This window comes from Bradyrhizobium uaiense (assembly GCF_010811875.1).
Classification (GTDB): Bacteria; Pseudomonadota; Alphaproteobacteria; order Rhizobiales; family Xanthobacteraceae; genus Bradyrhizobium; species Bradyrhizobium uaiense.
Window position 1 is genome coordinate 1 of sequence record NZ_VKHP01000018.1, and the last position, 26,702, is coordinate 26,702.

Here is a 26,702-nt window from a genome sequence, read left to right on the forward strand (position 1 = left end):
CCGACCGCAAGCACGACCACTGCCGCATCGATACGGCCCGCCATCAGGCAAAGTCCGGCGAGCAGGGGTCGCGCAACCTCGTGATGCGCGTGGCTGCGGCGCTGGTGCTGGCGCCGGTCGCAATCGCACTGGCCTATATCGGCGGCATCGCCTGGTCGCTCCTGGTGACGCTTGTTGCGATCGGCCTGTTCGCGGAATGGCTTGCCGTCACCGGGCTCGGACGCGAGCTCCGCGTCGTGGTGCCCGGCGTGGTCACGTTGCTGCTCGCCGGACTTTGCCTGATGGCGGGCCGTATCGATGCGGCAGTGGTCGTGCTTGCGGTCGGTGCGGTCGTTGTGGCGCTGACATCGGGCGCGCGGCGCAACTGGGCGATTGCGGGATTGCTCTATGCGGCAGGGGCCGAGATCGCATCGGTGCTGCTGCGCCACGATCCGGCGAAGGGCTTTGCTGCGCTGATGTTCGTGCTGCTGATCGTATGGGTCACTGACATCGGCGGCTATTTCGCGGGCCGCAGCATCGGCGGGCCGAAGCTGTGGGTGCGGATCAGTCCGAAGAAGACCTGGGCCGGCGCGGTTGGCGGCTTCGTGGCGAGCCTGCTTGTTGCTGCCGGCTTCGCCGCCTTCGAGATCGGGGCGACGGGTGCGCTGCTGTTGCTCGGAGCCATGTTGTCGGTGGTCTCGCAGCTTGGCGATCTCTTCGAATCCGCCGTGAAGCGGCGGTTCGGAGTAAAGGATTCCAGTCACATCATTCCCGGCCATGGCGGCCTTCTGGATCGCCTGGACGGATTTGTCGCAGCCGTCATTGTGGCGGCGATTTTCGGCTTTCTCCGCGGTGGTGCCGATGGCGTCGGACGCGGTCTTATGGTTTGGTGATGAGATGAGCGCTGTTCCGTTGCGTAACAACAAGGCCGCGGCGGCATCCGCCGTGCGGACTGTGACCGTCCTCGGTGCCACCGGCTCGATCGGCGACAGCACGATGGATCTGCTGCGTGGCGCGCGCGATCGTTACCAGGTCGAGGCGCTGACCGCGAACAGCAATGTCGAGGGCCTCGCCAAACTGGCCAAGGAGTTCGGTGCGCGGTTCGCCGCCATTGCCGATCCGGCGAAGCTTTCAGAGCTGAAGGACGCACTGGCCGGAACCCGGATCGAGTGCGGGGCCGGGGAGAGCGCGATCATCGAGGCGGCCGCTCGGCCTGCGGATTGGGTGATGGCGGCGGTCAGCGGCGCTGCCGGACTGAAGCCTGCGCTTGCCGCGGTCGATCGCGGCGCCACGGTTGCGCTCGCCAACAAGGAGTGCCTGGTCTGCGCCGGCGACATCTTCATGGAGCGCGCCAAGAAGGCCGGCGCATGCATCCTGCCGGCGGACTCCGAGCACAACGCGCTGTTCCAGGCGCTGGCCTCCGGCAATCGCGAGGAACTGACGCGGGTGATCATCACCGCGTCCGGCGGACCGTTCCGAACCTGGGCGCCCGCCGACATCGAGCAGGCGACGCTGGAGCAGGCGCTGAAGCATCCCAATTGGAGCATGGGGCAGAAGATCACGATCGATTCCGCCTCGATGATGAACAAGGGCCTCGAGGTGATTGAGGCGTCCTATCTGTTCGCGCTGGCGCCGGACGAGATCGACGTGCTGGTGCACCCGCAGTCGATCATCCACGGCATGGTCGAGTTCTCCGATCGCTCGGTGGTCGCCCAGCTCGGCACGCCCGACATGCGGATCCCGATCGCGCACTGCCTCGGCTGGCCCGACCGGGTCGTCGGGCCGTCAGCCAAGCTCGATCTCGCCAAGATCGGTCAGCTCACCTTCGAGGCGCCGGACTTTCAGCGCTTCCCGGGGTTGCGGCTGGCTTACGAGGCGCTGCGCACCGGGCACGGTGCGACGACGGTCTACAATGCCGCGAACGAGATCGCGGTCGCCGCGTTTATCGCCGGCAAGATCAAGTTCGGTGCGATCGCCCGGCTGGTCGAGGCGACGATGAATGATTGGATCAGGTCGGGGAATCAGCCACCACTGCACTCGGCGGATGATGCGATTTCCGTTGACCATATCGCGCGAAATAAGGCTGCCGCCCTATTGCCTCAAATTGCCTTAAAGGCAACCTAGAGGGTTGGGGACGGAGCTTAATCGCTCTTGTCGAGGGGAGTCAGATGCCCGAGTATTTTCTTCATAGTATCAATGCGTTGAGCCATGGGCTCCTCGGCTATATCGTTCCCTTTCTCTTCGTCCTGACCATCGTCGTCTTCTTTCACGAGCTCGGCCACTTTCTGGTCGCGCGCTGGGCTGGCGTGAAGGTGCTGACGTTCTCGCTGGGCTTCGGGCCGGAGCTTGCCGGCTTCAATGACCGGCACGGTACGCGCTGGAAGATCTCGGCGATACCGCTCGGCGGCTACGTCAAATTCTTCGGCGACGACAGCGAGGCATCGACGCCATCGACCGAATCGCTCGCCGCGATGACGGCGGAAGAGCGCGAAGGCAGCTTCCATCACAAGTCGGTCGGAAGGCGCACCGGCATCGTTGCGGCCGGCCCGGTCGCGAATTTCATTCTCGGCGCCCTGATCTTCGCGGGCATGGCGCTGTATTACGGCAAGCCGAGCACGATCGCCCGGGTCGACGGCCTGGTGGCCGAAAGCGCCGCCGCGAATGCAGGCTTCAAGGTCGGTGACGTCGTCGTGGATATCGACGGCAGCGCGATCCAGAGCTTCGCCGACATGCAGCGGATCGTAGCTTCGAACGCTGGTTCAGAGCTTGGCTTCAAGGTGAAGCGGGATGGCGCGGTCGTCGCGCTCAAGGCGACGCCGGCGCTCAAGGAGGTCAAGGACCCCTTTGGCAATGCGCACCGAATCGGTGTGCTCGGAATCGAGCACAAGGCTCAGGTTGGCGAAGCCTCCAGCGCTCCGGTCGGCGTCTTTGAAGCCCTGAAGATCGGCGTCGAGCAGGTCTGGTACATCATTGCCAGCACCTTCAAGTTCCTGGGGTCGCTGTTCGTTGGGACCGGCAATCCGGGAGAGGTGAGCGGTGTCATCGGAATCGCCAAGCTGTCGGGGCAGGCTGCGAGCGCCGGTTTCCAGTTCGTGGTCAACCTTTGCGCCATCCTGTCGGTCTCGATCGGGCTGCTGAATCTGTTTCCGATCCCGCTTTTGGATGGCGGACACCTTCTGTTCTACAGCGCCGAGGCGCTTCGTGGCCGTCCGCTGTCGGAGCGGACGCAAGAGGTGGGTTTCCGAATCGGATTGGGTTTGGTTTTGATGCTGATGGTGTTTGCGACATACAACGACATCCTCAGGATCGCCGGGTCCTGAAACGGGCTTTTTTGTGGCGTTGCCGATGGGCAACGTCTTGGAACGAAAATGGAAATGTTCAGCTGTAGGAAGTTTGCCCCCTTGGCAAAGTTGGCTACAAGCTGAGCGGCAGGTTGGGAATCTGCCGGGCCGTTGGGGAACGGTCCGGCATTGCTAAGATAAGGGCGCGTTGCGCATGATGTTTGGAATGCGAGTGAGGGGGGGCTTGTTTGCCGCCTTGGTCATGTTCGCCGCGCCAGTGGCGGCCACCTTGGGGGCCGTAGCTGTGTCTGCGCCTGCGTATGCGCAGACGGTCGATTCGATCACGGTGGAGGGGAACCGCCGCGTCGAAGTCGAAACCATCCGCTCCTATTTCCATCCCGGACCGGGCGGCCGGCTGGGTCAGGCGCAGATCGACGACGGTCTCAAGGCGCTGATCGAGACCGGGCTGTTTCAGGACGTCCATATCGATCAGCGGGGCGGGCGCCTCGTCGTGGTCGTGGTCGAGAATCCCGTGATCGGTCGCGTTGCCTTCGAGGGCAACAAGAAGGTCAAGGACGAGCAGCTCACCGCCGAAGTCCAGTCCAAGCCGCGCGGCACCTTCTCGCGCCCGATGGTTCAGTCGGACGCGCTGCGCATCGCCGAAATCTACCGCCGCTCCGGTCGTTACGACGTGCGGGTCAATCCGCAGATCATCGAGCAGCCGAACAACCGCGTCGACCTGATCTTCGAGGTCAATGAAGGCGTGAAGACCGGCGTGCGGTCGATCGAGTTCGTGGGCAACAATGCCTATTCGGCGTCCCGTTTGCGCGACGTCATCAAGACCCGCGAATCGAATCTCCTGAGCTTCCTCGGCGGCAACGACGTCTACGACCCCGACCGGGTCGAGGCCGACCGTGACCTGCTGCGCCGTTTCTACCTCAAGAACGGCTATGCCGACGTCCAGGTCGTGGCCGCGCTGACCGAATACGATCCCGACAAGAAGGGCTTCCTGGTTACCTTCAAGATCGAAGAGGGCCAGCAGTATCGCGTCGCATCCGTCAACTTCACCTCGTCGATCAATACGCTCGACCCGAACGCGCTGCGCACCTATTCGCGCGTCAATGTCGGCTCGCTCTACAACGCCGAGGCGCTGGAGAAGTCGGTCGAGGAAATGCAGATCGAAGCGTCCCGCCGCGGCTACGCCTTCGCGGTGGTCCGGCCGCGCGGTGATCGCAATTTCGACAATCACACGGTGTCGATCACCTTTGCGATCGACGAGGGCCCGCGCACCTATATCGAGCGCATCAACATCCGCGGCAACAGCCGCACCCGCGACTACGTGATCCGTCGCGAATTCGATATCTCTGAAGGCGACGCCTACAATCGTGCGCTGGTCGACCGCGCCGAGCGCCGCCTGAAGAACCTCGACTTCTTCAAGACAGTGAAGATCACCACCGAGCCCGGCTCCTCCAGCGATCGCGTCATCCTGATCGTCGATCTCGAGGAGAAGTCGACTGGTGACTTCTCGGTGTCGGGCGGCTATTCGACCACCGACGGCGCGCTGGCTGAAGTCAGCGTCTCGGAGCGCAACCTGCTCGGCCGCGGCCTGTTCGCGAAGGCGTCGGTGACCTACGGCCAGTATGCCCGCGGCTACTCGCTGTCGTTCGTCGAGCCGTATCTGCTCGACTACCGCGTCGCGCTCGGCCTCGACTTCTACCAGCGCCAGCAGCTGTCCAACAGCTACATCGCCTACGGTACCAAGACGCTGGGCTTCAGCCCGCGCCTCGGCTTCAGCCTGCGGGAAGATCTCTCGCTGCAGCTGCGCTACTCGATCTATCAGCAGGAAATCACCCTGCCGTCGACGTTGAACAACTGTAATAACGTGCAGTTCCTGCCGGATGGAACGCCGAATCCCGCGTTCAATCCGAGCCCGGCCTATGCGAACCTGAACGGCATCAGCCTGGTGTCGACCAATGGTCTCGGCTGTTTCTTCGATGGCGAGGCCTCGCTGCCGGTCCGCAAGGAGCTGGCGGGTGGCAAGACGCTGACGTCGGCGCTGGGCTACACGCTCAACTACAACACCCTCGACAACAACAAGAACCCGACCGACGGTCTGATCGTCGACTTCAAGCAGGACTTCGCCGGCGTCGGTGGCGACGTCAGCTATATCAAGTCCGCGATCGACGCGAAGTACTACACCCCGCTGGTCTCCGACATCGTCGGCGTGATCCACGCCCAGGGCGGCATCCTGAACAAGCTCGGGAGCCAGGATCTGCGCATGCTCGATCACTTCCAGATGGGTCCGAACCTGGTCCGCGGCTTCGCGCCGAACGGCATCGGTCCGCGTGACATCAACCCGTACGGCACCATGGACGCCATCGGCGGCACCAAGTACTGGGGCGTGTCGGCGGAATTGCAGATGCCGTTCTGGTTCCTGCCGAAGGAAGTCGGGCTCAAGGGCGCGGTCTATGCCGACGCCGGCGGCCTGTACGATTACCAGGGCCCGAGGAATTGGTTGGCAACGGGCGAGGTCAATGTGCCCGGCTGTAAACCGCCGACGAATAACCCTGCATCTCCGGGCACCTGCCTTGGTCTGCAGTTTGACGACAGCAAGGTCGTCCGTACCTCGGTCGGTGTCGGTCTGATCTGGCAGTCGCCGTTTGGTCCGCTGCGCTTCGACTACGCCGTGCCGCTGACCAAGGGCGCGTATGACCGCGTGCAAGAATTCCGGTTTGGCGGCGGTACGACTTTCTAACACCGCGACCCGACCGGACTGCGACGGATGGAATGGCGCAGCCGATCTTCTTCAAGAGTCCTCCTTCGTCATCGCTGGCTGAAATTGCCGCGCTGACGAAGGCGCAACTGGTCGACCCCGCGAGGGGCGCGCTTGAGATCAGGGGGCTGGCCTCGCTCGACGAGGCCGGTCCGATTCATCTCGCCTTTTTCGACAATCTCAAATATGCCGACCAACTCGCCGCCACCAAGGCCGGCGCCTGTCTGGTCAGCCCGCGCTTCGAGGCGCAGGTACCGAAGGGCACGGCGGTGCTGCGGGCCGCCAAGCCGTTCCAGGTGTTCGTCGAGCTCGCCCGCGAATGGCATGCCGACGCGCTGCGGCCGCAATCCTGGTTCGGGACCGAGGGCATCGCGCCGTCGGCGATCATCGATCCCACCGCGCGTCTCGAGGACGGCGTCATCGTCGATCCGCTGGTGGTGATCGGCCCGCGGGTCGAGATCGGCGCCGGCACCATCATCGGCGCAGGTGCTGTCATCGGCGCCGACGTCAAGATCGGTCGCGACTGCAATGTCGGCGCCAAGACCACCATCCAGTTCGCGCTGATCGGCAACAATGTGCTGATCCATCCGGCCTGCAATATCGGCCAGGACGGCTACGGCTTCATCTTCTTCGGGCCGAAGGGCCACGTGAAGGTGCCGCAGACCGGCCGCGTGGTGATCCAGAACAATGTCGAGGTCGGCGCCGCCTCGACCATCGACCGCGGTTCCCTGCGCGACACCGTGATCGGCGAGGGCACCAAAATCGACAACCAGGTCCAGATCGGCCACAATGTGACCATCGGCCGGCACTGCCTGCTCGCGGCCCAGATCGGCCTCGCCGGCAGCCTGACGATCGGCGACAACGTTGCGCTCGGCGCCAAGGTGGGTATCAACAACCACCTCAAGATCGGCGACGGCGCCCAGGTGACGGCGATGAGCGCGGTCAAGGACGACATTCCGGCCAACGGTCGCTGGGGCGGGCATTTCGCCAAGCCGACCAAGCAGTGGTTCAGGGAAATTATCGCGGTGGAGCGCCTGGTGCGCGACAACGAAACCAAAGGCAAGGAACAGGAGTGATGGAGGAGGCACCGGTCAAATTCGAGCTCGTGGATATCAACGATATCCTGAAGACGCTCCCGCATCGCTTTCCGATGTTGCTGATCGACCGCGTGATCAAGATCCGCACCGACTACAGCGGTATCGGCATCAAGAACGTCACGTTCAACGAGCCGCCGTTCCAGGGGCATTTCCCGGATCGTCCGGTGTACCCGGGCGTGATGATGATCGAGGCGATGGCGCAGACCGCCGGTGTGATCGGCATCAAGTCGGTCGAAGGCACCGAGAAGCCGCGCGCGGTGTATTTCCTCACCATCGACAAGTGCAAGTTCAGGAAGCCGGTGATGCCCGGCGACACCATCGAATACCACATGCGCTCGCTCGGCCGCCGCAAGACGATGTGGTGGTTTCACGGCGATGCCAAGGTCAACGGCCAGGTCGTCGCCGAGGCCGATGTCGGTGCGATGCTGACGGATTAAAGCGCGCTGCTCAGGTCACGACGTCGTGCAGGCATAGCGGCCGTCCGCAGCTGCGATCCGCAGGACGCGATTGAGGTAGACGCCCATCGAGGATGCGTTCATCAGCGCATCGTGGGTCCCAGTGGGGACGTTGCAATAGTGCTGGTAGCTGCCTCGTACCGCGACCAGCAGCGTGCGCTCGCCTGGGCTGTAGCAGACCCGCTGGACGATCGTGCTGCGATTGATGTCGCGGCATTCGAAGGTCGAGAGATCGACGGTCGTGCTGCTGCCGAGATCGGCCGTCTCCGGACCGATCGGCAGAGATAACAGGCTGAGGATCAGCGCGGCGGCCCGGACCATCTTTCGGTTGCGACCTTGTCGTTTGCAACAGGCCGTCATGATACGTCACTGGACAGGGCGGGCAAAGTCGCGCTAACGACCGCCCAAATCGACAGCATCGCGTCTTGATAGCACCTTGGCGCCGTTAACGAATTCCGGATCGAAACTTCATGAGCATGATCGACCCCACTGCGCGGATTGCGGATGGCGCCGTGATCGGGGCCGGCACCGAGATCGGTCCGTACTGCATCGTCGGCCCCAATGTCGCGCTCGGTGAGAACTGCAAGCTGATCGCGCATGTCACGATCAGCGGCTACACGAAGATCGGCGCCGGCTGCGTCATCTCGCCGTTTGCCGCGCTCGGGGGGCCGCCGCAGGATCTGAGCTATCGCGGCGAGCCGACCCGTCTCGAAGTCGGCGAGGCCTGCACGATTCGCGAAGGCGTGACGATGAACGTCGGTACCGTCAAGGGCGGCGGGCTTACCCGCGTCGGCGATCGCGGCTTCTTCATGAACAACAGCCATGTCGGTCATGACTGCATGGTCGGCGACGGCGTGATCTTCGCGACGTCGGCGACGCTTGGCGGCCACTGCGAGATCGGCGACTTCGTCTATATCGGCGGCCTCTCGGCGGTGCACCAGTTCACCCGCGTCGGTTCGCAGGTGATGATCGGCGGCGTCTGCGGCGTGCGCGGCGACATCATCCCGTTCGGATTGGCCAACGGTCAGTACGCGGTGCTCGAAGGCCTCAACATCATCGGTATGCGGCGGCGCCAGTTCACCAAGGCGCGGCTGGCTGTGGTGCGTGCGTTCTATCAAAAGCTGTTCCACGGCCCCGGCATCTTCGCCGAACGGCTGGCCTCGGTGCAGCCGCTGGCTGCCGAGGATCCGGCGATCGCGGAAATCCTCACCTTCATCGAGGGCGGCAAGCTCCGGCCGCTCTGCCTTCCCGCCGATACCAACTGAGCAGGGATGGCCGCCAGCATGACGTCAGCGGCTCCCTCGCTTTCCTCGCCGGTCGGCGTGATCGCCGGCGGCGGCGCCATGCCGTTCGCGGTTGCCGATCAGCTCGCCGCGCGCGGCATCACGCCGGTGCTGTTCGCGCTGCGCGGCGCCTGCGATCCGGCGCGCGCACAACGTTTTCGTCACCGCTGGATCTCGGTCGGCCAGCTCGGGCGGGCGACCCGGTTGTTCCGCGACGAGGGTTGCCGCGACCTGATCTTCATCGGCACGCTGGTTCGCCCGGCGCTGTCGGAGATCCGGCTCGACTGGGGCACGCTGCGCCTGCTCGGTCACGTCGTGCGCGCGTTTCGCGGCGGCGACGATCATCTGCTCTCGAGCGTCGGCCGCATCCTCGAGCAGCAGGGATTCCGCATGGTCGGCATCAAGGATGCCGCGCCCGATCTCCTGATGCCCGAGGGGGCCGTGACGCGCGCGACGCCGGATAGCACCGCGCTCGCCGACATCGCGCGCGGACGCGGCCTGCTCGACGCGCTCGGTCCGTTCGACATCGGCCAGGCAGCTGTCGTGATCGACGGCCACGTGGTTGCGGTCGAGGATATCGAGGGCACCGACGGATTGCTGGCGCGCGTGGCGCGGCTGCGCGCCGAGGGCCGCATTCGCGCCAAGGCCGGCCGCGGCGTGCTGGTGAAGGCGCCGAAGAGCAAGCAGGATCTGCGCTTCGATCTGCCGACCATCGGCCCGCGGACGGTCGAGGGCGCAGCGGCGGCCGGTATCGCGGGGATCGCGGTGATCGCCGGCAACACGCTGGCCGCCGAGCCGCAGGCCCTGATCGAGGCAGCTGACGCCAAAGGGCTCTTCGTCATCGGACTGGCCGGCTGATGCAGGCGCACAGTCCCAGCACCGTCCGCAAGATCTTCCTCATCGCGACCGAGGAATCCGGCGACCGTCTCGGTGCGGCGCTGATGAAGGTGCTGCGCCAGCGGCTCGGCGATGCCGTGCAATTTTCCGGCGTCGGCGGCCGGGCGATGACCGCCGAGGGCATCGAGCCGCTGTTTCCGATCGAAGACCTCTCGATCATGGGCTTTGCCGCCGTCGTCAAGCAATTGCCGAAGATCCTGCGATTGATCCGCCGCACGGCCGATGCCGTGCTCGCCGACGCGCCCGATATGCTCGTTATCATCGACAGCCCTGACTTCACGCATCGCGTCGCGCGCCGCGTTCGCGCCCGCAATCCGAACATCCCGATCGTCGACTACGTGTCGCCATCGGTCTGGGCCTGGCGGCCGGGCAGGGCGCGCGCGATGCGGCGCTATGTCGATCACGTGCTCGCGCTGCTGCCGTTCGAGCCTGAGGAATATCGCAAGCTGCAGGGACCGCCGTGCAGTTATGTCGGTCATCCCCTGACCGAGCAGTTCGCTTCCCTCCGGCCGAACGACGAGGAGCAGAGGCGGCGCGATGCGCAGCCGCCGGTCCTGCTGGTTCTGCCGGGAAGTCGGCGCAGCGAGATCAGGCATCATCTGGCGCTGTTCGGTGCGGCGCTCGGCCAGCTCAACAAGCAAACGCCATTCGAGCTCGTGCTGCCGACCATGCCACATCTCGAGGCGATGGTGCGCGAAGGCGTCGCATCGTGGCCGGTGGTGCCGCGCCTTGCGATCGGCGAGACGGAGAAGCGCGCAGCCTTCCGCGTGGCACGCGCCGCGCTCGCAAAATCAGGCACGGTGACGCTGGAGCTCGCGCTATCGGGCATTCCGATGGTGACGGCCTATCGCGTCGGCGCTGCCGAGGCATTCATCCTGCGCCGTGCCATTCGGGTGTCGTCGGTGATCCTCGCCAATCTCGTGATCGGCAGCGACATCATCCCCGAATTCCTGCAGGAGGACTGCACGCCGGACAAGCTCGTGCCGGCGCTCGCCGATGTGCTCGCGGACTCGCCCGAGCGCTTGCGGCAGCTCGTGGCGTTCGCCACGATGGACGGAAAGATGTCGACCGGCGACCAGCCGCCGAGCGTCCGCGCAGCCGATATCGTGTTGGCGGAAATGGGCCGGCATTCGACCTAGCCATCGTGACCGCGTCAGCGGCGACATACGGCCGCAACGGTTCCGCTTGCCTCGAATATTTAGACCATACTAATATTAGCTGAAGGTAATATTAATGTGGAGCCTGCCATGAGGATTGATCCTGTCGCCTATGTCGGAGCCGTCATTCGCGAAGTCGCCGTCCGGGAGCGCGACGGCAAGCCGGCGCGGGCGGTGATCGCGACCCGCAGCTACGACACCGACATCGCGGATCTCTGGGACGCGCTGACCAACCCCGAGCGGATTCCGCGCTGGTTCCTGCCGATCTCGGGCGATCTGAAGCCTGGTGGCCGCTACCAGTTCCAGGGGCAGGCGGGTGGTGAGATCACGACGTGCGAGCCGCCGCGCCGGCTTGCCGTGACCTGGGAAGCGATGGGCACCGTCAGCTGGGTCACGGTGACCCTCGCCGGCGATGGCGCCGGCGGCACACGGCTCGAGCTGGAGCATCTCTCGCTGATCGAGGGCGACTTCTGGGATCGTTACGGACCCGGCGCGGTCGGTGTCGGCTGGGACCTCGCTTTGATCGGGCTCGCGCTTTATGTCGCCGCGGGTTCTGACGGGCAGTTCGATCGTGCAGCCGCGGAGGCGTGGCCCGGCTCCGAGGACGGCAGGGATTTCATCCGCCGCAGCAGCGCGGACTGGTGCTGCGCCTCGATCAAGGCCGGCACGGACGAGGCGGCGGCGCGCCGGGCCGGGGCCAACACGACGGCGTTCTACCTGGGTGAGCCCGAGCCGGGCGGCGGAGGCTAGCGGCCGTGCGCGCCTTCGACATCCTAGGCGATCCCGTCCGCCGGCGCATTCTGGAGCTGCTGGCGACCGGCGAGCACAGTTCGGGCGACGTCGTTGCCGTCGTGCAGCGCGAATTCGGCATCACCCAATCGGCGGTCTCGCAGCAGCTGCGGATCTTGCGCGACGCCGGTTTCGCGTCGGTGCGCGCCGACGGCACCCGCCGCATCTATGCCGTGGAGGCCGGACGGCTCCGTGAGGTCGATGACTGGCTCGACCGGTTCCGCGCGTTGTGGCTGCCGCGCCTCGATGCGCTGGCGACCGAAGTTGCGCGGGGCAAACGAAAACGGCGCCATCAGGATTGATGGCGCCGTCTCGGATCGTCGTTAGGGACGAAGCTTACTTGCGCTTGTCGATCGTCACATAGTCGCGGCGCGCCACGCCGGTGTAGAGCTGACGCGGGCGGCCGATCTTCTGCTGCGGATCCTCGATCATCTCGCTCCACTGGCTGATCCAGCCGACGGTGCGGGCGACCGCGAACAGCACGGTGAACATCGAGGTCGGGAAGCCCATCGCCTTCAGCGTGATGCCCGAATAGAAGTCGACGTTCGGGTAGAGCTTGCGGTCGATGAAATAGGGATCGCTGAGCGCGATCTTCTCGAGCTCGAGCGCGACCTTGAGCATCGGGTCATCGCCGTGGCCGGTCTCGGCCAGCACCGCGTGACACATTTTCTGCATGATCTTGGCGCGCGGATCATAGTTCTTGTAGACGCGATGACCGAAGCCCATCAGGCGGACTTCGCTGTTCTTGTCCTTCACCTTGGCGATGAATTCGGGGATCTTGTCGACCGTTCCGATCGAGGACAGCATCGCGAGCGCCGCCTCATTGGCGCCGCCATGGGCCGGGCCCCACAGGCAGGCGATGCCGGCCGCGATGCAGGCGAACGGGTTGGCGCCGGAGGAGCCGGCGATGCGCACCGTCGAGGTCGACGCGTTCTGCTCGTGGTCGGCGTGCAGGATGAAGATCTTGTCGAGCGCGTCGGCGAGCACCGGGTTGATCTTGTAGTCCTCGCACGGCACCGCGAAGCACATCTGCAGGAAGTTCTCGGCGAAGGAGAGCGAGTTCTTCGGATACACGAAGGGCTGGCCGATGGTGTACTTGTAGGCCATCGCCGCCAGCGTCGGCACCTTCGCGATCATCCGCATCGAGGCGATCATCCGTTGCTTCGGATCGTTGATGTCGGTGGAGTCGTGGTAGAACGCGGCGAGCGCACCGACCGCTGCGACCATGATCGCCATCGGGTGCGCGTCGCGGCGGAAGCCCTGGAAGAAGCGGGCCATCTGCTCGTGCACCATCGTGTGATGGATCACGCGATAGTCGAAATCCTTCTTCTGCGCCGGGGTCGGAAGCTCCCCGTAGAGCAGCAGGTAGCAGGTCTCGAGGAAGTCGCCGTGCTCGGCGAGCTGCTCGATCGGGTAGCCCCGGTATTCGAGGATACCGGCGTCGCCGTCGATGTAGGTGATCTTCGACTGGCAGCTGCCGGTCGAGGTGAAACCGGGGTCGTAGGTGAACACCCCGGCCTGGCCGTAGAGCTTGGCGATGTCGATGACATCAGGCCCAACCGTGCCGCTCAGGATCGGGAAATCGTAGTTCTTGTTGCCGATGGTGAGTGTGGCTGTCTTGCTGGATTTTGCGTCCATCGCGATATCCCCGATGAATTCGTTGCGAAAACCGACCTTGCCCAGTCGCTAAATTGCGGCCCATGGCGGGGCGGAACGGCTTGTTGAGAAGGCGTCCGGGATTGGGTAGCTCATTGCAATGTGCGCTGCAAGATGGACCCTGGAGGGGGTCCGTGCAGGATCACGCCGCCTGATCGGCGAGGCGGGCAAGGCACTCCTGGCGTCCCAGGACGGCCAGCACGTCGAATATGCCCGGCGACGTCGTGCGTCCCGTCAGCGCCACCCGCAACGGCTGGGCGACGGCGCCGAGTTTCAGATTGTTCTGCTCGGCGAAATTCCGCATGGCGGTCTCGGTGGTCTCCGCCGTCCAGTCGCTCACGGCTTCCAGCGCGGTGCGCAGACGCCCGATCAACGCGCGTGTTTCCGGCGTCAGTAGCGCTGCCGCTTTCGGATCGAGCTCAAGCGGCCGATCGGCGAAAATGAAATAAGCGCTCGCGATCAGCTCGATCAGCGTCTTGGCACGCTCCTTCAGGCTCGGCATCGCCCGCAGCAATTGCGCGCGGGTGGTGTCGTTGAGTTTGGCCTTCAGCGCGGCGCCCTCAGGAACATAATCCAGCACGCTCTCGAACTGGGTCACGAGGGATTGATCGTCGCTCTGCCGGATATAGTGACCGTTGAGGTTCTCCAGCTTGGCGAAGTCGAACCGTGCCGCCGAGCGGCCGATGCCCGAGAGGTCGAACGCGTCGATCATCTCCTGAGTCGAGAAGATCTCCTGGTCGCCATGGCTCCAGCCAAGCCGGACCAGGTAGTTGCGCAACGCCGACGGCAGATAGCCGAGCGCGCGGTAGGCATCAACGCCGAGCGCGCCATGGCGCTTCGACAGTTTCGAGCCGTCGGGCCCGTGGATCAGCGGAATGTGGGACATGCTCGGCAGCTCCCACTCCAGTGCGTCGTAGATCTGCTTCTGCCGCGCGGCGTTGATCAGGTGGTCGTCGCCGCGGATGATGTGCGTGACGCCCATATCGTGGTCGTCGACCACGACTGCGAGCATGTAGGTCGGAGTGCCGTCACCGCGCAGCAGAACGAGGTCGTCGAGGTTCTCGTTCTGCCAGACCACGCGGCCCTGCACCTGGTCCTCGATCACGGTCTCGCCGGTCTGCGGCGCCTTCAGGCGGATGGTCGGCTTGACGTTACCTGGCGCGGTCGCCGGATCGCGGTCACGCCACATGCCGTCATAGAGGCGGGTGCGGCCCTCGGCCCGCGCCTTGTCGCGCATCGCCGCCAGCTCCTCCGGCGTGGCGTAGCAGTAGTAGGCCCGCCCGGCGGCGAGCAGCCCCTCGGCGACCTCGCGGTGGCGGGCGGCGCGGCTGAACTGGTAGATGACGTCGCCGTCCCAATCGAGCTCGAGCCACTTCAGGCCGTCCAGGATGGCGTCGATCGCCTCCTTGGTCGAGCGTTCGCGGTCGGTATCCTCGATCCGGAGCAGCATCTTGCCGCCGAGCTTCCTGGCATAGAGCCAGTTGAACAGCGCGGTACGGGCGCCTCCGATATGGAGGAAGCCGGTCGGTGAGGGGGCGAAGCGGGTAACGACGGAATTGGTCATGATCGCGTGCGACGTATGCTGGAATGGGCGGTGGTGTATAGCAGGAACCGGACATAACTAAAGCCTCGGTTGACCTTTTGCCCGTCAAACCAGGCTTGAAAGCACACTCGAAACCAGGCTTGGCCGGGCCGCCCGAATTTGGCAGAAGGTTGAGCTTAATCCTCCAGGGAACCCATTGATGACGATTGATACGACGGCAGAGGCAGGGCGCGACTTCATCCGCGACATCGTCCAGGCCGATCTCTCCTCCCACAAGCACAACCGGATCGTGACCCGATTCCCGCCGGAGCCGAACGGCTACCTGCATATCGGCCACGCCAAGTCGATCGCCCTGAATTTCGGCATCGCGCAGGAATTCGGCGGCCAGTGCAATTTGCGCTTCGACGACACCAATCCGACCAAGGAGGAGCAGGAGTACATCGACTCCATCCAGGCCGACGTCCATTGGCTCGGCTACGATTGGGGAACCAATCTCTTCTTTGCGTCAGATTATTTCGAGCGCCTGTATGATTGGGCCGAGGGCCTGATCAAGGCCGGCTATGCCTATGTCGACGACCAGTCGCAGGAGGAGATCCGCACTTCCCGCGGTACGCTGACCGAGCCCGGCAAGAACTCGCCGTTCCGCGACCGTTCGGTCGAGGAGAACCTCGACCTGTTCCGCCGCATGAAGGCCGGGGAGTTCTCGAACGGCGCCCGCGTGCTGCGCGCCAAGATCGACATGGCGTCCGGCAACATCAACCTGCGCGACCCCGTGCTGTACCGCATCCTGCACGCCCACCATCCGCGGACCGGCGACAAATGGTCGATCTATCCGAGCTACGACTACGCGCACGGCCAGTCGGACGCCATTGAAGGCATCACCCATTCGATCTGTACGCTGGAGTTCGAAGATCACCGCCCGCTCTATGAGTGGCTGCTCGACAAGCTGCCGGTGCCCTCGAAGCCGCGCCAGTACGAAATGGCGCGTCTCAATGTGACCTACACGCTGCTGTCCAAGCGCGTGCTGACCCAGCTCGTCCGTGACGGGCACGTCTCGGGCTGGGACGATCCGCGGATGCCGACCGTCGCCGGCCTGAAGCGGCGCGGCGTACCGCCGGCCGCGGTGCGCGAATTCATCAAGCGCATCGGCGTTGCCAAGGCCAACAGCGTGGTCGATGTCGGCATGCTCGAATTCTGCATCCGTGAGGAGCTGAACCGCACGGCGCTGCGCCGCATGGCGGTGCTGCGGCCGCTCAAGGTGGTGATCGAGAACTATCCGGAAGGACAGGTCGAGGAGATCGAGGCGATCAACCATCCCGACAATCCGGAAGCCGGCACCCGCAAGATCGCCTTCGGCCGCGAGCTCTATATCGAGCGCGACGACTTCATGGAGAACCCGCCGAAGAAGTTCTTCCGTCTCTCGCCCGGCAATGAGGTGCGGCTGCGCTACGCCTACTTCATCAAGTGTACCGGCGTGGTGAAGAACGACGCCGGCGAGATCGTCGAGCTCCGCGCGACCTACGATCCCTTAACCAAGGGCGGCAACGCACCCGACGGCCGCAAGGTGAAGGCGACGATGCACTGGCTGCCGGCGGCGCAGTCGAAGCCGGCGGAGATCCGCATCTACAATCAGCTGTTCGCCAACCCGAGCCCGAACGCCGCCGATTTCGCCGGCGACCTCAATCCGCAGTCGCTGGAAGTGCTGGCCGACGCGCGGGTCGAGCCGGCGATCGCCGACGGCAATTCGCCTGACGCGATGCAGTTCGAACGGCAGGGCTATTTCGTCCGCGATGCGGATTCGACGCCGGACAGGCTGGTGTTCAACCGTACCATCGGCCTGCGCGACACCTTCGCCAAGGAAGTCGGCGGCAAGGGTTAGCGCCGTCCAGCGCGGACAACAGGCGGAGGCGATCGATGCCAAGCGAGACCGACGACATCGCCTCCGCAACCATCGCCAAATGGTCGGCGGGGTTCGGCAAGCTCGATGCCGACGCACTCGCCGCGCTCTATTCGAAGGGCGCGTTCTTCTTCGGCTCGAACCCGACGCTGTATCGCGGCCGCGACGGCGTCAGAGCCTATTTTGACGGCCTGCCGCGCTGGCACGCGCCGCGCGTTCAGTTCAGCGAGGTCAGGACCGAACGGGTCAATGCCGATCTCGTCAACATGGCCGGCATCGCATCGTTCTTCCTCGACGGCGATGCGCCGGCGCTCGCCGTCAAGATCACCTGGGTGATCGCGCGCGAGGACGGTGACTGGAAGATCGCCTGCCATCACGTCTCGTCGCAGGCGCCGCTGATCTAGGCTTTACGCTGCGACGTGGCGCAAAAAGTCGAGGGCCGGCGGGCCCTCGTAGTCAGGGAGAGTGCGGGGGCAGTGAGCAGGGCTGGGCGTCGTGCGCCTCCCGGCGGCCGCACAACTAAGCAATCTTGCACCCAACTTGCAGGCTACCCGGATCGCGCTGCATCGCGAGGAGGGACCAAGGTCGTAGGCTGTGGGGAGCGGCTTCCGGATCAGCAGCGGCAACACATCGCAGGTCCGACAGATGTTTTCTTGTCTCCGCCGCACCATATCTTTGCAAGAAGGAGGTGAGGAATATGCGCATTCAACACTGGCAGGATGCTGCCAGCCTGTTGGTGGGCGTCTGGCTGGTCGCGTCGCCGTTTGCACTGGGCTTCTCCGGTGCAGCTCTCTGGATCTCCATCGCGCTCGGATTGGGCGTCGTGCTGTTTGCCGTGGAGGCATTCATCATTCCGTCCTATCTGGAGGAATGGGGCGAGATGCTGATGGGGTTGGCTCTGGTGTTGGCACCCTGGACGTTCAACTACGGACAGGGACCGGTCACGACGAGCAGCGTGCTCGCCGGAATCGTGGTGATCGGGCTCGCCTGCTGGGAGCTGACGACGGATCGTGATTTCACCACCTGGTGGCACGATCGCTGGCATCACCGAGCTGGCTGAGAGGAAACGGACTGAAACGTTGGTCTGACCGCCAACCACCAGCGGGCGGTGAGGTTTGATTGCGTGGAGCGCCATCCCCGCTCGCGACGACATCGCACTGATGCAGCCTCTGCGAGGAAATCACGCCGAGGAACGGCAAGTGCGGGGCAATTCAGAAGCGTCGTCCCGCACTCGCGCTTGCCGGAAGGCCGGCCATGACCCTTGCCGCGGGGTTATTCGCCCCTCAGCAAGGATGCTCAGTCACGATGCAACTCTCGCCTCGATCTGCTCCCAAATCCTGGTCTTGCGTGTCTCCGGCATGATGAAGAGGGCGATCACGAAGCACACCGCGGGAACGACAATCGGGTAGATCAGCGCATAGCCGATGCTGCCGGTCGCTGCGAAAGCGGCCGATGTGATGAACGGCACCAATCCGCCGCCCCAACCATTTCCGATATGATACGGCACCGAGACCGAGGTGTACCTGATCCTGGCCGGGAAGAACTCCGCCAGGAACGCGCCGACCGGCCCGTACACCATCCCGACGTAGCAGACGAGGATGAAGATGATGAAGACGGCGACCGGATAGTTGATGTGTCCCGGCTGCGTGACCGTGCCGAGCCACAGATACAGCGGATAGTAGGTGATCGCGGCAAGCAGCATTCCTCCGAGGATCACGGATTTGCGGCCGATCTGATCCGACAGCCAGCCAAAGAAGATCAGGCTCGGCGTTGCGATCAGCAGTGCGGTTCCCACGATATAGGCCGAGGTGACCGGATCGACCTTGGAGACCTGCTGCAGGAAGTACAGTGCCCAGAATTGACCGCTGTACCAGACCACGCCCTGTCCGATCAGAACGACGATGGCGATCAAGATGTACTTGATGTTGGCGCTGAGGAAAGCTTCCCGCCAGGGATTCCTGGTCATCTGTCCGCGTGCCTTGATCTCCTGGAAAATCGGCGTCTCCTGGAGCTGGAGGCGGATGTAGATGGCAATGGCGACCAGCAGAAACGAGACCAGGAACGGAACGCGCCACGCCCATTCGTCGAAGGCCTGATTGCCGGCCCAGGTCCGGGTCATAACGATCACGGCCAGCGACACCACGATCCCGAGTGTCGGCGAGGTTTGTAGCCAGCCCGTGTAGTAGCCGCGGCTGTCGTCCGGAACATGCTCGGCGACATAGGTGATGGCGCCGCCATATTCGCCGCCCAGGCATAGACCCTGGATCATCCGCAGGCCGAACAGAACGAATGCGGCCGTCAGGCCGATCGACTGGTAGGTTGGGATCAGTCCGATCGCTCCCGTTCCCAGGCCCATTCCGCTCAGCGTGATGAGGAACGTATATTTGCGGCCGACACGATCGCCCATCCATCCGAACAGGAAGGCCCCCAGCGGCCGGATCAGGAATCCCGCAGTGAACAGCGCGATCGTGCTCAGCAGGGCTGCGACGGGGTGGGATTGCTCAAAGAACTTGACCGACAGCACTGCTGCCAAACTGCCAAAGATATAGAAGTCGTACCATTCAATGATGTTTCCCACTGACGCAGCGACAATAACGCGACGAAAATCGCTAGGTACTTGAATTGCCATGTGCCGCTCCTATCAAATGCAAACGCTACTCCTCGCTTTTTTTCAGCGATCAATCCGCTCGCGGAGTGCGCGTGGTGCGCGGCGTTGCAGGCGAGATTTGCGAGTTCGTCCGCAACGCCTGGTCTCAGGGGAGTTGTGGGCCACCTGAGAAGAGCTCCAGCGGCCTTCAAGGTGCCGCGAGCCGTCACCGCCTCATCCCTCTGTGTCCGGGAGTGGAGGCGTCAGGGCAGTCTAATCCCAACGGGATCGGTACCTAATGAGACTTTCGGCTCGATCGGATTGACGCAGGCAGCACCGGTGGCCCGGCGCGGGGGAGGCGAGGTGCTGGACGATCCAGGTATCCGGCCTTGTCGATCGGTATTCTGCATCCGTTCCGCTAGTCGGGTGACTGCGGCATCCGCTAGCCTGCCGCCCGGCAGGGATCGCAAGCGGAATGGCGGAGCAGGGCACGACGCCGGGCGGCAAACGCGGCTACGCGGGGACGTGGCCGCCGCGCGCGGCTGCACCGGTCGGCGGCTATCTCCCGGTGCGCGCCAGCATCTGGCGGCCTTTCGTCGAGACCATGCGGCAATGGGCGCGCGCGGAGGCGGGCGCCGGACGGCTGTTGCCGTGGGCGCCGGTGGCGTTCGGCACCGGTATTGCGTTCTATTTTGCGGCCGAGCACGAGCCGGTGTTGTTGGTCACGGCGACCGTCGCAATCGCGCTCTGCCTGTTGGCGCTGTTGCTGCGGCGGCGCAGCGTGTTTCCCGCCGTGGTGATGCTGGCCGCGATCGCTGCGGGCTTTGCGATGGCGACATGGAAGACGGCGCGGATCGCCCATGGCGTGCTGGCACGGCCTGTGTTCTCGGTGGCGCTGACCGGTTTCGTCGAGACGCGCGATATCCGGGAGAAGACTGACCGCTTCGTGCTGCGCGTCGTGTCGATGGAGAGCCAGCGCGAGGTTCCAAAACTCGAGCGCGTCAGGCTCTCGGTGAAGAAGGGCGCCGCGCCTGAGGTCGGCAGCTTCGTTGAATTGAAGGCGCGGCTGATGCCGCCACTCGGGCCGCAGCGTCCGGGCTCCTATGATTTCGGCCGCGACCTCTATTTCCAAGGCATCGGCGCCTCCGGCTTCGTGATGGGTGCGGTCAAGACCAGGGAGCCGCCGGCAGCCGGCGGCCTCGCGCTGCGCTATGCCGCCTTCATGCAGTGGCTGCGCGACGCCATCGATGCACGCATCCGCACCACGCTCGACGGCGACCAGCGCGCGATCGCGACCGCGCTGCTGACCGGCCGGCGTGATGCGATCACGACGCCGGTCAACGACGCGATGTTCATCTCGGGGCTCGGGCATGTCCTGTCGATTTCCGGCTACCACATGGCCGTGGTCGCCGGCGTCGTGTTCTTCACGATCCGCGCACTGCTCGCGCTGTTTCCGGCGCTGACGGCGGGACACCCGATCAAGAAATGGGCCGCGGCCGCGGCGCTGGTCGCTGCGGCGTTCTATCTGCTGCTGTCGGGAGCCGAGGTCGCGACCCAGCGATCGTTCTTCATGACGGCCGTGGTGCTGATCGCGGTCATCGTCGATCGCCGCGCGATCACCTTCCGCACGCTGGCGGTGGCGGCGCTGATCGTGCTTGCGATCGCGCCGGAGGCGCTGGTGCATCCGAGCTTCCAGATCGTGTGTGCGCCGAAGGCGTAGCACCGAGAATGGTTATGAAAACCATTAAATTTCAATCGGTTAGGCTGGATGTCATGACGCCTTGGCGTGAACGAAAACCGATCAAGAATCCGCGTAAATCCGAAAATGGTGGCCGAGAGTCCCGGAAAAGGTCCCGGAATTGTTCCGCCCGTTCACGGGGCGTTCGCTCCCAAGCCCCAACCAGAATGAAGGAGGCCCCGGATCAGCTCCGGGGCCTCCTCAACTTACCTGCTGTGGAACCGGCATGGCTGGGCCGCGGTGCTGTGAACACCTGATGTCCAACTCATCCTGCTGCGAGCGCGAGGCGCGGGCTGTGGTAAGTTTCGAGTAGGCGCTTAGCGCGCCCTACGGCGTCCTGGGCCTCGCGCGCTGCTGCCAACTCCCGCTCCAGCCGCTGGAATATCGGCACCATATAGTCGGCGCCGTGCCTCGTTATGCAATATGCGCAAGTCGCGAGTGCGCGTTCGAGACGCTCGACCGTTACTGGCTCACTCATCTTGCAACTCCCCTTGCTCGCTCGACTCGCTGCGCAGCATGAAAGCGCTCTAACTCAGACCAGTCATCCGCATCGCTTTCTGTGGCAGCGGCTTCGACGAGTGCCCGCGAATAAGCCGCGCGGAATTGCGGCGACGTCGGATCGCTCGGCAACGGAATGCGCGCGCCTCGATCGACGCGAAACGACAGCCTACCGTTTCGAGGATTGCGCTCGACATACCGCGGCAACGACTTGGCGCGCACGCGAAGCTCTTCGCGCAACGCAACCAGGTAGACGAAGAGCACAAACCCCGGTTCAGCGGAGCGAATTATAGCTCCGCCATGATTAATTTTTCCTCCTTTCGTGTCCGAACGACACTGAGGCGCAATGCGATGCGCGCGCCGCTCTTGCCATTCGCGCAAGAGTTCGTCTGCTTGCTGTTGTGATGTCATTGGTTGGTTCTCGCTGGCCGTTCAAAGCCGCGCCCGTGGCAGACGGGCAGCCGGGGGTTGAACGCGTGCGAGAACACGCCGAACGCTTTTGGGCTTACGCCTTGGACAGCGCGCTCGCCCCCGGCCTCATGGCCAATGATGTATACGGTCTCTCGTGGGCGTTCAAACCCACAAACAGTCTGGCACGAATCGGGATATCCGCAAAATTTCAACGTCCAACAAAAGCTCCCCGCGTTGGCGGTTGGCCATGTCCCGAAGTGCGCAGTTGCGCACAACCTTGGCATGTGGTCCTCTTCGATCATGTTGAAAGAGACAATCACCCGATATCTGATGACCGCGGTGCTGGCAGCTTCGCACTTGTTCGCGCCGGCTGCGCGCGCTGACGACACCGTACGGTGCAACCTCGACCGCGCCAGCTTCTATACGACGCGTCCCGCCTGCAACGCGATGATGGCGGAGTACGCGGCGATGAACACCGGCAGCACCACCGTCTCGCGGTCTCAGGCGGTGCACCGCTGCGCCGATAGTCTTACGCAGAAGATGCCCGGCAAGAGCCGACCGGAATACCTCAACCTGTGCGACGAGATGGCCTCAATGCTTTATCGCTTCTGATTACCGATGCCGGCTGATCGCGCCAAAACTTCTAAGCCACGATGATCGCCCTGGGGCCACAGCCCTCAGACGCTTGGCCAATTGTCTGCGACCTCAGGATGTGATCCTTTTAGCATGCTGGGCCGTGTTTTGTCGGCCGCGCCGCCGCGCACAACAGGAGGATTTTGATGATCGGCCCCGTGTTTAGCCAACCTGGCAGTAGCTCAAGCTGACCATGCAATTTGTCGCTAACGGCCCCGACATTCCCGATCCCCTCTTACAGGCGCAAGAAGAAGGGCGTGTTGTTTTTTTCTGTGGGGCGGGCATTTCTTACCCCGCCGGGCTGCCGAGTTTTCGGGGTCTGGTAGATGATATCTACAGGCTGGCTGGCACATCGCGTTTGGACATTGAACAGGATGCCTACGATCGTGGTCAATTCGATACGACGCTGGATCTCTTGGAGCACCGCTTCCCTGGCCAGCGTATCGCCGTCCGTCAAAAACTCGTTCAAGCTTTGAATCCGAAGTGGCGTCGCAAGGGCGCCACTGACACGCATGATGCCCTGCTGGAACTCGCTCGCTCTCGTCAGGGTCCTCTTCGCCTCGTGACCACCAATTTCGATCGCATTTTCGAGCGCGTGCGAAAACGATCTGGCAGAGCCTTCCAATCATATGCGGCACCGATGTTACCCATCCCAAAAAACAGCCGGTGGGATGGACTGGTGTATCTGCACGGGTTGCTACCGGAAAAGCCGGACGACAGTGCTCTGCATCGGCTGGTGCTGACCAGCGGTGACTTTGGGCTCGCTTACCTGACGGAACGATGGGCGGCGCGTTTCGTCAGCGAGCTTTTCCGCAACTACCTAGTCTGCTTCGTCGGCTACAGCATCAACGATCCAGTCATGCGCTACATGATGGACGCTCTGGCAGCCGATCGGATGCAGGGCGAATTCACGCCACAAGCCTATGCGCTAGGCGAATGCAAGCCAGGACAGGATCACCCCAAAACGGTCGAATGGACAGCTAAGGGCGTTACCCCCATCCTCTACCAAGTGCCCGCTCACGGCGACGATCACTCGGCGTTGCACGACACCCTGAAAGCCTGGGCCGGAACGTATCGCGATGGCATCCTCGGCAAAGAGCGCATCGTAGTGAACTACGCCCTTGCGCGGCCTTCCGCCAGCACCCGCCAGGATGACTTCGTGGGCCGGATGCTTTGGGCGCTATCCCACGAGTCCGGAATGCCTGCGAAGCGCTTCGCGGAATTCAACCCTGTTCCCTCGCTCGACTGGCTCGATGCATTTTCAGATGCACGCTTCCTCCACCGCGACCTGGATCGCTTCGGCGTTCCACCACTGGCGGATGTCGACGACAAGCTGCAGTTCAGCTTGATCCGACGCCCTGCACCGTATTCGCGTGCGCCGTGGATGGCGCTGGTATCGCATGGTGCTAACGGGAGCGAGTGGGATCACGTGATGTATCAACTGGCCAGCTGGCTGGTGCGGCATTTGAACGATCCCACATTGATTATCTGGTTGGCCGAGCGCGGCGCACAACTGCATAATCGCTGGACGTGGCTGATCGAGCAGCAGTTGGATCTCTTTGCACGCTTGGCACGGGAAGGGAAAACAAGCGAACTCGACGAAATCCGCGCCAACGCACCCAACGCTATTCCTGGGCCGCTGATGCGAACGCTGTGGCGCCTTCTTCTCACCGGGCGGGTCAGGTCGCCATCGCGTGACCTTGACCTCTACCACTGGAAGGATCGATTCAAGCGCGACGGGCTAACAGCTTCCCTGCGGCTAGAACTACGCGACTTACTTTCGCCCAAGCTCACTTTGAAAAAGCCATTTCGCTTCGGTTCCGAGGAAGAAGCCACTGACGAGCCCACGCGCATCCGACAACTCGTGGACTGGGAGCTCGTGCTTACCGCAGACCATGTTCACTCTTCAATTCGAGATCTGTCGGAAACCTGGCGCGCGGTGTTGTCGTTGCTGCTGGATGATTTTCAGCAATTGCTGCGCGACGCGATGGATCTACTGCGTGAGTTGGGTGAGGCTGACGACCAAAGAGATCGCTCGTATTGGGATATGCCGTCGATCAGCCCGCACTGGCAAAACCGAGGGTTCCGCGACTGGGTGACCTTGATTGAGCTGTTACGCGATGCCTGGCTTGCAACGCTCGCAAGCGACACTGATCGCGCTAGGCGGATCGCATTGGGTTGGTTCGAAATACCATACCCGACGTTCAAGCGATTGGCCCTGTTTGCAGCGAGCAAGGACGACGGCATCGATTCCGCGCAGTGGGTCGAGTGGCTCGTGCGTGATGATGCGTGGTGGTTGTGGTCCTTGGATACACAACGCGAGACACTGCGTTTGCTGGTACTGCAAGGAGCGAAGCTCTCACCGTCAAGCAGGTCTTCGCTGGAGGCGGCAATTTTGGCGGGCCCGCCCCGGTACATATTTAAGGCAGACCTCGAACCCGAGGAATGGCAATCGCTGGTCGATGACTCGATCTGGATACGTCTGGCCAAGCTGCGCTCGAGTGGTGCCCAACTCGGGGACGATGCCTCCCGGCGCGTCGACGATTTAGCGGCGGCAGAGCCACGACGGCGATTGGCTAGCAACGAAAGGGACGAGTTCTCACATTGGATGAGCGGCACCGGCGACCCAGACTACGAGTCTAGCCGACAGGTCGCCGTCGCACCTCTCAAACGAGCGGAATTGGTCCAATGGCTCAAGAAGCCGCAACCGGAAACGCATTCGTTTTTCTATGAAGACAATTGGCCGGAGATCTGCCGCACGCGCTTTTCCCTCAGTTTCCTGGCATTGTGTGTCCTAGCTCAAGAAGAGGTTTGGCCTACGGAACGCTGGCGGGACGCGCTGCAAGCGTGGAGCGATCAGGGGCTAGTTCTGCGGTCGTGGCGTTATGCGGCATCGTTGGTGCAGAAGATGCCCGATGCTGTCGCGCAGGCTAACGCGCACAGCCTAACTTGGTGGATGGAGGCGGTCTCTAAGGTGATCGACCGCCATGAGGCAATCCTGCTGGATCTTTGCAGTCGCGTGCTGGCGTTGCCGCTAGAGCCAAGCACGGGCATTCGTGAAGATGGCGAACCGATCAAAGACCCGGTGGGCGAAGCTATCAATCATCCGATCGGCCACGTCGCGCAGGCGCTGCTAAATCTGTGGTTTAAACGCACGCCCAACGACAATGACTCATTGCCGCGAGACATCGAGCCATTTTTCACAGAGATGTCCGATGTTGGGATTGCGAGATTCCGCCACGGACGCGTGCTGCTGGCGTCGCGATCGATCGCCTTGTTCCGCGTAGATCGTCCTTGGACCGAAAAGCACCTGCTACCATTGTTCGACTGGGAAACCAGCGCGGAGGCCAAGGCGGCCTGGGAAGGGTTTCTCTGGTCCCCCAGACTGTATCATCCGCTTTTAATCGCTTTCAAATCGCAGTTCCTTTCCACAGCGGATCACTATGAGGAGCTTGGCGAACACGGTCGGCAATTTGCAGCATTCCTTACGTACGCTGCCTTGGACCCCGCGGAAGGTTACACATCGACGGACTTTAGGACCGCCGTCGGCGCACTGCCGCAAGAGGGATTGCAGGAAGTGGCACAAGCACTCTCGCAAGCCCTCGAAGGTGCTGGGGAACAGCGTGAGGATTACTGGAAGAACCGGGTCCGCCCGTTCTGGCAAGAGGTCTGGCCCAAGTCCCGCGACCTTGCTTCAAAGAGCATCGCGGAGTCGCTGGCTGTCTTGAGCATTGCGGCAGGCGGGGAGTTTCCTTCGGCCCTAGCCGCGGTTGTGGATTGGCTGCGGCCGATTGAGCATCCCCACTTCGTTGTGCACAAGCTGGATGAATCTGGGCTTTGCGCTAGATTTCCCGAGGCCGCGTTACGTTTGCTCGATGCCATTGTCACTGATCAGCCTTGGGCTCCCAGAGAGCTTGTGAAGTGCCTCGAAGCTATTGCACAACAGATACCGGGTTTGCGAAAAGACAAACGGTATCAGCGGTTGGCCGAGTATGCGCGAAAACATGGGCTCTGACGTTGATGCTCAA

At 63.3% G+C, this 26,702-nt stretch carries 21 protein-coding genes and 1 pseudogene; 17 read left to right on the forward strand and 5 right to left on the reverse strand.

Annotated elements, in window-relative coordinates:
• Nucleotides 1-83 precede the first annotated feature (83 nt).
• The 6 genes from FNJ47_RS07215 (at nucleotide 84) to fabZ (ending at nucleotide 7,567) form a co-directional block, all read left to right on the forward strand.
• Nucleotides 84-872 (forward strand): phosphatidate cytidylyltransferase, encoded by a 789-nt coding sequence (locus FNJ47_RS07215; protein WP_163152165.1) that lies wholly within the window; start codon nucleotides 84-86, stop codon nucleotides 870-872.
• A gap of 4 nt (nucleotides 873-876) precedes the next feature.
• Nucleotides 877-2,103: a 1-deoxy-D-xylulose-5-phosphate reductoisomerase gene (gene dxr, locus FNJ47_RS07220; RefSeq protein WP_163152066.1), complete on the forward strand. Its 1,227-nt coding sequence runs from the start codon at nucleotides 877-879 to the stop codon at nucleotides 2,101-2,103.
• A 44-nt stretch (nucleotides 2,104-2,147) separates the two neighbouring features.
• Nucleotides 2,148-3,299 carry an RIP metalloprotease RseP gene (gene rseP / locus FNJ47_RS07225; protein WP_163152068.1) on the forward strand — a complete coding sequence of 384 codons (1,152 nt, stop codon included), beginning with the start codon at nucleotides 2,148-2,150 and terminating at the stop codon, nucleotides 3,297-3,299.
• A 175-nt stretch (nucleotides 3,300-3,474) separates the two neighbouring features.
• Nucleotides 3,475-6,015 carry an outer membrane protein assembly factor BamA gene (bamA, locus tag FNJ47_RS07230; RefSeq protein WP_163152070.1) on the forward strand — a complete coding sequence of 847 codons (2,541 nt, stop codon included), beginning with the start codon at nucleotides 3,475-3,477 and terminating at the stop codon, nucleotides 6,013-6,015.
• A gap of 32 nt (nucleotides 6,016-6,047) precedes the next feature.
• A complete protein-coding gene (gene lpxD / locus FNJ47_RS07235) occupies nucleotides 6,048-7,109 on the forward strand; it encodes a UDP-3-O-(3-hydroxymyristoyl)glucosamine N-acyltransferase (RefSeq protein ID WP_163152072.1) in 1,062 nt (353 codons plus the stop codon).
• Nucleotides 7,109-7,567 (forward strand): 3-hydroxyacyl-ACP dehydratase FabZ, encoded by a 459-nt coding sequence (fabZ, locus tag FNJ47_RS07240; protein WP_016841580.1) that lies wholly within the window; start codon nucleotides 7,109-7,111, stop codon nucleotides 7,565-7,567. Before lpxD ends, fabZ begins: the two co-directional genes overlap by 1 nt.
• 15 nt (nucleotides 7,568-7,582) lie before the next feature.
• Here the strand turns inward: fabZ and FNJ47_RS07245 are convergent, their stop codons facing one another.
• Entirely contained in the window at nucleotides 7,583-7,906 is a 324-nt protein-coding gene (locus FNJ47_RS07245; RefSeq protein ID WP_163152074.1) for a KTSC domain-containing protein, read from the reverse strand.
• Nucleotides 7,907-8,055: 149 nt separating this feature from the next.
• Here FNJ47_RS07245 and lpxA point away from each other — a divergent pair, with 149 nt between their 5' ends.
• From lpxA to FNJ47_RS07270, 5 genes are all read left to right on the forward strand, one after another.
• Nucleotides 8,056-8,850 carry an acyl-ACP--UDP-N-acetylglucosamine O-acyltransferase gene (lpxA, locus tag FNJ47_RS07250; protein WP_163152076.1) on the forward strand — a complete coding sequence of 265 codons (795 nt, stop codon included), beginning with the start codon at nucleotides 8,056-8,058 and terminating at the stop codon, nucleotides 8,848-8,850.
• An 18-nt stretch (nucleotides 8,851-8,868) separates the two neighbouring features.
• Nucleotides 8,869-9,726: an LpxI family protein gene (locus FNJ47_RS07255; RefSeq protein ID WP_163152078.1), complete on the forward strand. Its 858-nt coding sequence runs from the start codon at nucleotides 8,869-8,871 to the stop codon at nucleotides 9,724-9,726.
• Nucleotides 9,726-10,904, forward strand: a complete 1,179-nt coding sequence (gene lpxB / locus FNJ47_RS07260; RefSeq protein ID WP_163152080.1) for a lipid-A-disaccharide synthase — start codon at nucleotides 9,726-9,728, stop codon at nucleotides 10,902-10,904. The genes FNJ47_RS07255 and lpxB overlap by 1 nt, the downstream gene beginning before the upstream one ends.
• Before the next feature lie 108 nt (nucleotides 10,905-11,012).
• Nucleotides 11,013-11,672 carry an SRPBCC family protein gene (locus FNJ47_RS07265; RefSeq protein WP_163152082.1) on the forward strand — a complete coding sequence of 220 codons (660 nt, stop codon included), beginning with the start codon at nucleotides 11,013-11,015 and terminating at the stop codon, nucleotides 11,670-11,672.
• 5 nt (nucleotides 11,673-11,677) lie between these two features.
• Nucleotides 11,678-12,013: a metalloregulator ArsR/SmtB family transcription factor gene (locus FNJ47_RS07270; RefSeq protein ID WP_163152084.1), complete on the forward strand. Its 336-nt coding sequence runs from the start codon at nucleotides 11,678-11,680 to the stop codon at nucleotides 12,011-12,013.
• Nucleotides 12,014-12,047: 34 nt separating this feature from the next.
• Here the strand turns inward: FNJ47_RS07270 and gltA are convergent, their stop codons facing one another.
• On the reverse strand, nucleotides 12,048-13,349 hold the full coding sequence (gene gltA / locus FNJ47_RS07275; protein WP_163152086.1) for a citrate synthase: 1,302 nt from the start codon (nucleotides 13,347-13,349) through the stop codon (nucleotides 12,048-12,050).
• Nucleotides 13,350-13,509: 160 nt separating this feature from the next.
• Nucleotides 13,510-14,931: a glutamate--tRNA ligase gene (gene gltX / locus FNJ47_RS07280; protein ID WP_163152088.1), complete on the reverse strand. Its 1,422-nt coding sequence runs from the start codon at nucleotides 14,929-14,931 to the stop codon at nucleotides 13,510-13,512.
• Nucleotides 14,932-15,109: 178 nt separating this feature from the next.
• Here gltX and FNJ47_RS07285 point away from each other — a divergent pair, with 178 nt between their 5' ends.
• The 3 genes from FNJ47_RS07285 to FNJ47_RS07295 all read left to right on the forward strand — a co-directional run bounded on the left by FNJ47_RS07285 (nucleotide 15,110) and on the right by FNJ47_RS07295 (nucleotide 17,867).
• Nucleotides 15,110-16,789, forward strand: a complete 1,680-nt coding sequence (locus FNJ47_RS07285; protein ID WP_163152090.1) for a glutamine--tRNA ligase/YqeY domain fusion protein — start codon at nucleotides 15,110-15,112, stop codon at nucleotides 16,787-16,789.
• Between the two features lie 35 nt (nucleotides 16,790-16,824).
• Nucleotides 16,825-17,211 carry a YybH family protein gene (locus tag FNJ47_RS07290; RefSeq protein WP_163152092.1) on the forward strand — a complete coding sequence of 129 codons (387 nt, stop codon included), beginning with the start codon at nucleotides 16,825-16,827 and terminating at the stop codon, nucleotides 17,209-17,211.
• A gap of 293 nt (nucleotides 17,212-17,504) precedes the next feature.
• Nucleotides 17,505-17,867 (forward strand): SPW repeat domain-containing protein, encoded by a 363-nt coding sequence (locus tag FNJ47_RS07295; RefSeq protein WP_163152093.1) that lies wholly within the window; start codon nucleotides 17,505-17,507, stop codon nucleotides 17,865-17,867.
• A gap of 240 nt (nucleotides 17,868-18,107) precedes the next feature.
• Here the strand turns inward: FNJ47_RS07295 and FNJ47_RS07300 are convergent, their stop codons facing one another.
• Nucleotides 18,108-19,436 carry an MFS transporter gene (locus FNJ47_RS07300; RefSeq protein WP_163152095.1) on the reverse strand — a complete coding sequence of 443 codons (1,329 nt, stop codon included), beginning with the start codon at nucleotides 19,434-19,436 and terminating at the stop codon, nucleotides 18,108-18,110.
• A gap of 433 nt (nucleotides 19,437-19,869) precedes the next feature.
• Between FNJ47_RS07300 and FNJ47_RS07305 the strand changes: the two are divergent.
• A pseudogene (locus FNJ47_RS07305) lies at nucleotides 19,870-21,093 on the forward strand (ComEC/Rec2 family competence protein); the annotation flags it as partial.
• Between the two features lie 513 nt (nucleotides 21,094-21,606).
• Here FNJ47_RS07305 and FNJ47_RS07310 read toward each other — a convergent pair.
• On the reverse strand, nucleotides 21,607-22,041 hold the full coding sequence (locus FNJ47_RS07310; protein WP_163152099.1) for a hypothetical protein: 435 nt from the start codon (nucleotides 22,039-22,041) through the stop codon (nucleotides 21,607-21,609).
• Between the two features lie 330 nt (nucleotides 22,042-22,371).
• Here FNJ47_RS07310 and FNJ47_RS07315 point away from each other — a divergent pair, with 330 nt between their 5' ends.
• Both FNJ47_RS07315 and dsr1 read left to right on the forward strand, forming a co-directional pair.
• The gene (locus FNJ47_RS07315; RefSeq protein WP_163152100.1) at nucleotides 22,372-22,653 is read left to right on the forward strand and encodes a hypothetical protein; all 282 of its coding nucleotides are present in this window, start codon (nucleotides 22,372-22,374) and stop codon (nucleotides 22,651-22,653) included.
• Between the two features lie 214 nt (nucleotides 22,654-22,867).
• Nucleotides 22,868-26,689: an anti-phage defense-associated sirtuin Dsr1 gene (gene dsr1 / locus FNJ47_RS07320; RefSeq protein ID WP_163152102.1), complete on the forward strand. Its 3,822-nt coding sequence runs from the start codon at nucleotides 22,868-22,870 to the stop codon at nucleotides 26,687-26,689.
• Nucleotides 26,690-26,702: the final 13 nt, after the last annotated feature.

Bases quoted from the DNA above. Each gene is read 5' to 3' on its own strand.
- FNJ47_RS07215 (WP_163152165.1), top strand. From the start codon at position 84: ATGCGCGTGGCTGCGGCGCTGGTGCTGGCGCCGGTCGCAATCGCACTG.
- dxr (WP_163152066.1), top strand. From the start codon at position 877: ATGAGCGCTGTTCCGTTGCGTAACAACAAGGCCGCGGCGGCATCCGCC.
- rseP (WP_163152068.1), top strand. From the start codon at position 2,148: ATGCCCGAGTATTTTCTTCATAGTATCAATGCGTTGAGCCATGGGCTC.
- bamA (WP_163152070.1), top strand. From the start codon at position 3,475: ATGATGTTTGGAATGCGAGTGAGGGGGGGCTTGTTTGCCGCCTTGGTC.
- lpxD (WP_163152072.1), top strand. From the start codon at position 6,048: ATGGCGCAGCCGATCTTCTTCAAGAGTCCTCCTTCGTCATCGCTGGCT.
- fabZ (WP_016841580.1), top strand. From the start codon at position 7,109: ATGGAGGAGGCACCGGTCAAATTCGAGCTCGTGGATATCAACGATATC.
- FNJ47_RS07245 (WP_163152074.1), bottom strand. From the start codon at position 7,906: ATGGTCCGGGCCGCCGCGCTGATCCTCAGCCTGTTATCTCTGCCGATC.
- lpxA (WP_163152076.1), top strand. From the start codon at position 8,056: ATGAGCATGATCGACCCCACTGCGCGGATTGCGGATGGCGCCGTGATC.
- FNJ47_RS07255 (WP_163152078.1), top strand. From the start codon at position 8,869: ATGACGTCAGCGGCTCCCTCGCTTTCCTCGCCGGTCGGCGTGATCGCC.
- lpxB (WP_163152080.1), top strand. From the start codon at position 9,726: ATGCAGGCGCACAGTCCCAGCACCGTCCGCAAGATCTTCCTCATCGCG.
- FNJ47_RS07265 (WP_163152082.1), top strand. From the start codon at position 11,013: ATGAGGATTGATCCTGTCGCCTATGTCGGAGCCGTCATTCGCGAAGTC.
- gltA (WP_163152086.1), bottom strand. From the start codon at position 13,349: ATGGACGCAAAATCCAGCAAGACAGCCACACTCACCATCGGCAACAAG.
- gltX (WP_163152088.1), bottom strand. From the start codon at position 14,931: ATGACCAATTCCGTCGTTACCCGCTTCGCCCCCTCACCGACCGGCTTC.
- FNJ47_RS07285 (WP_163152090.1), top strand. From the start codon at position 15,110: ATGACGATTGATACGACGGCAGAGGCAGGGCGCGACTTCATCCGCGAC.
- FNJ47_RS07290 (WP_163152092.1), top strand. From the start codon at position 16,825: ATGCCAAGCGAGACCGACGACATCGCCTCCGCAACCATCGCCAAATGG.
- FNJ47_RS07295 (WP_163152093.1), top strand. From the start codon at position 17,505: ATGCGCATTCAACACTGGCAGGATGCTGCCAGCCTGTTGGTGGGCGTC.
- FNJ47_RS07300 (WP_163152095.1), bottom strand. From the start codon at position 19,436: ATGGCAATTCAAGTACCTAGCGATTTTCGTCGCGTTATTGTCGCTGCG.
- FNJ47_RS07310 (WP_163152099.1), bottom strand. From the start codon at position 22,041: ATGACATCACAACAGCAAGCAGACGAACTCTTGCGCGAATGGCAAGAG.
- FNJ47_RS07315 (WP_163152100.1), top strand. From the start codon at position 22,372: ATGACCGCGGTGCTGGCAGCTTCGCACTTGTTCGCGCCGGCTGCGCGC.
- dsr1 (WP_163152102.1), top strand. From the start codon at position 22,868: ATGCAATTTGTCGCTAACGGCCCCGACATTCCCGATCCCCTCTTACAG.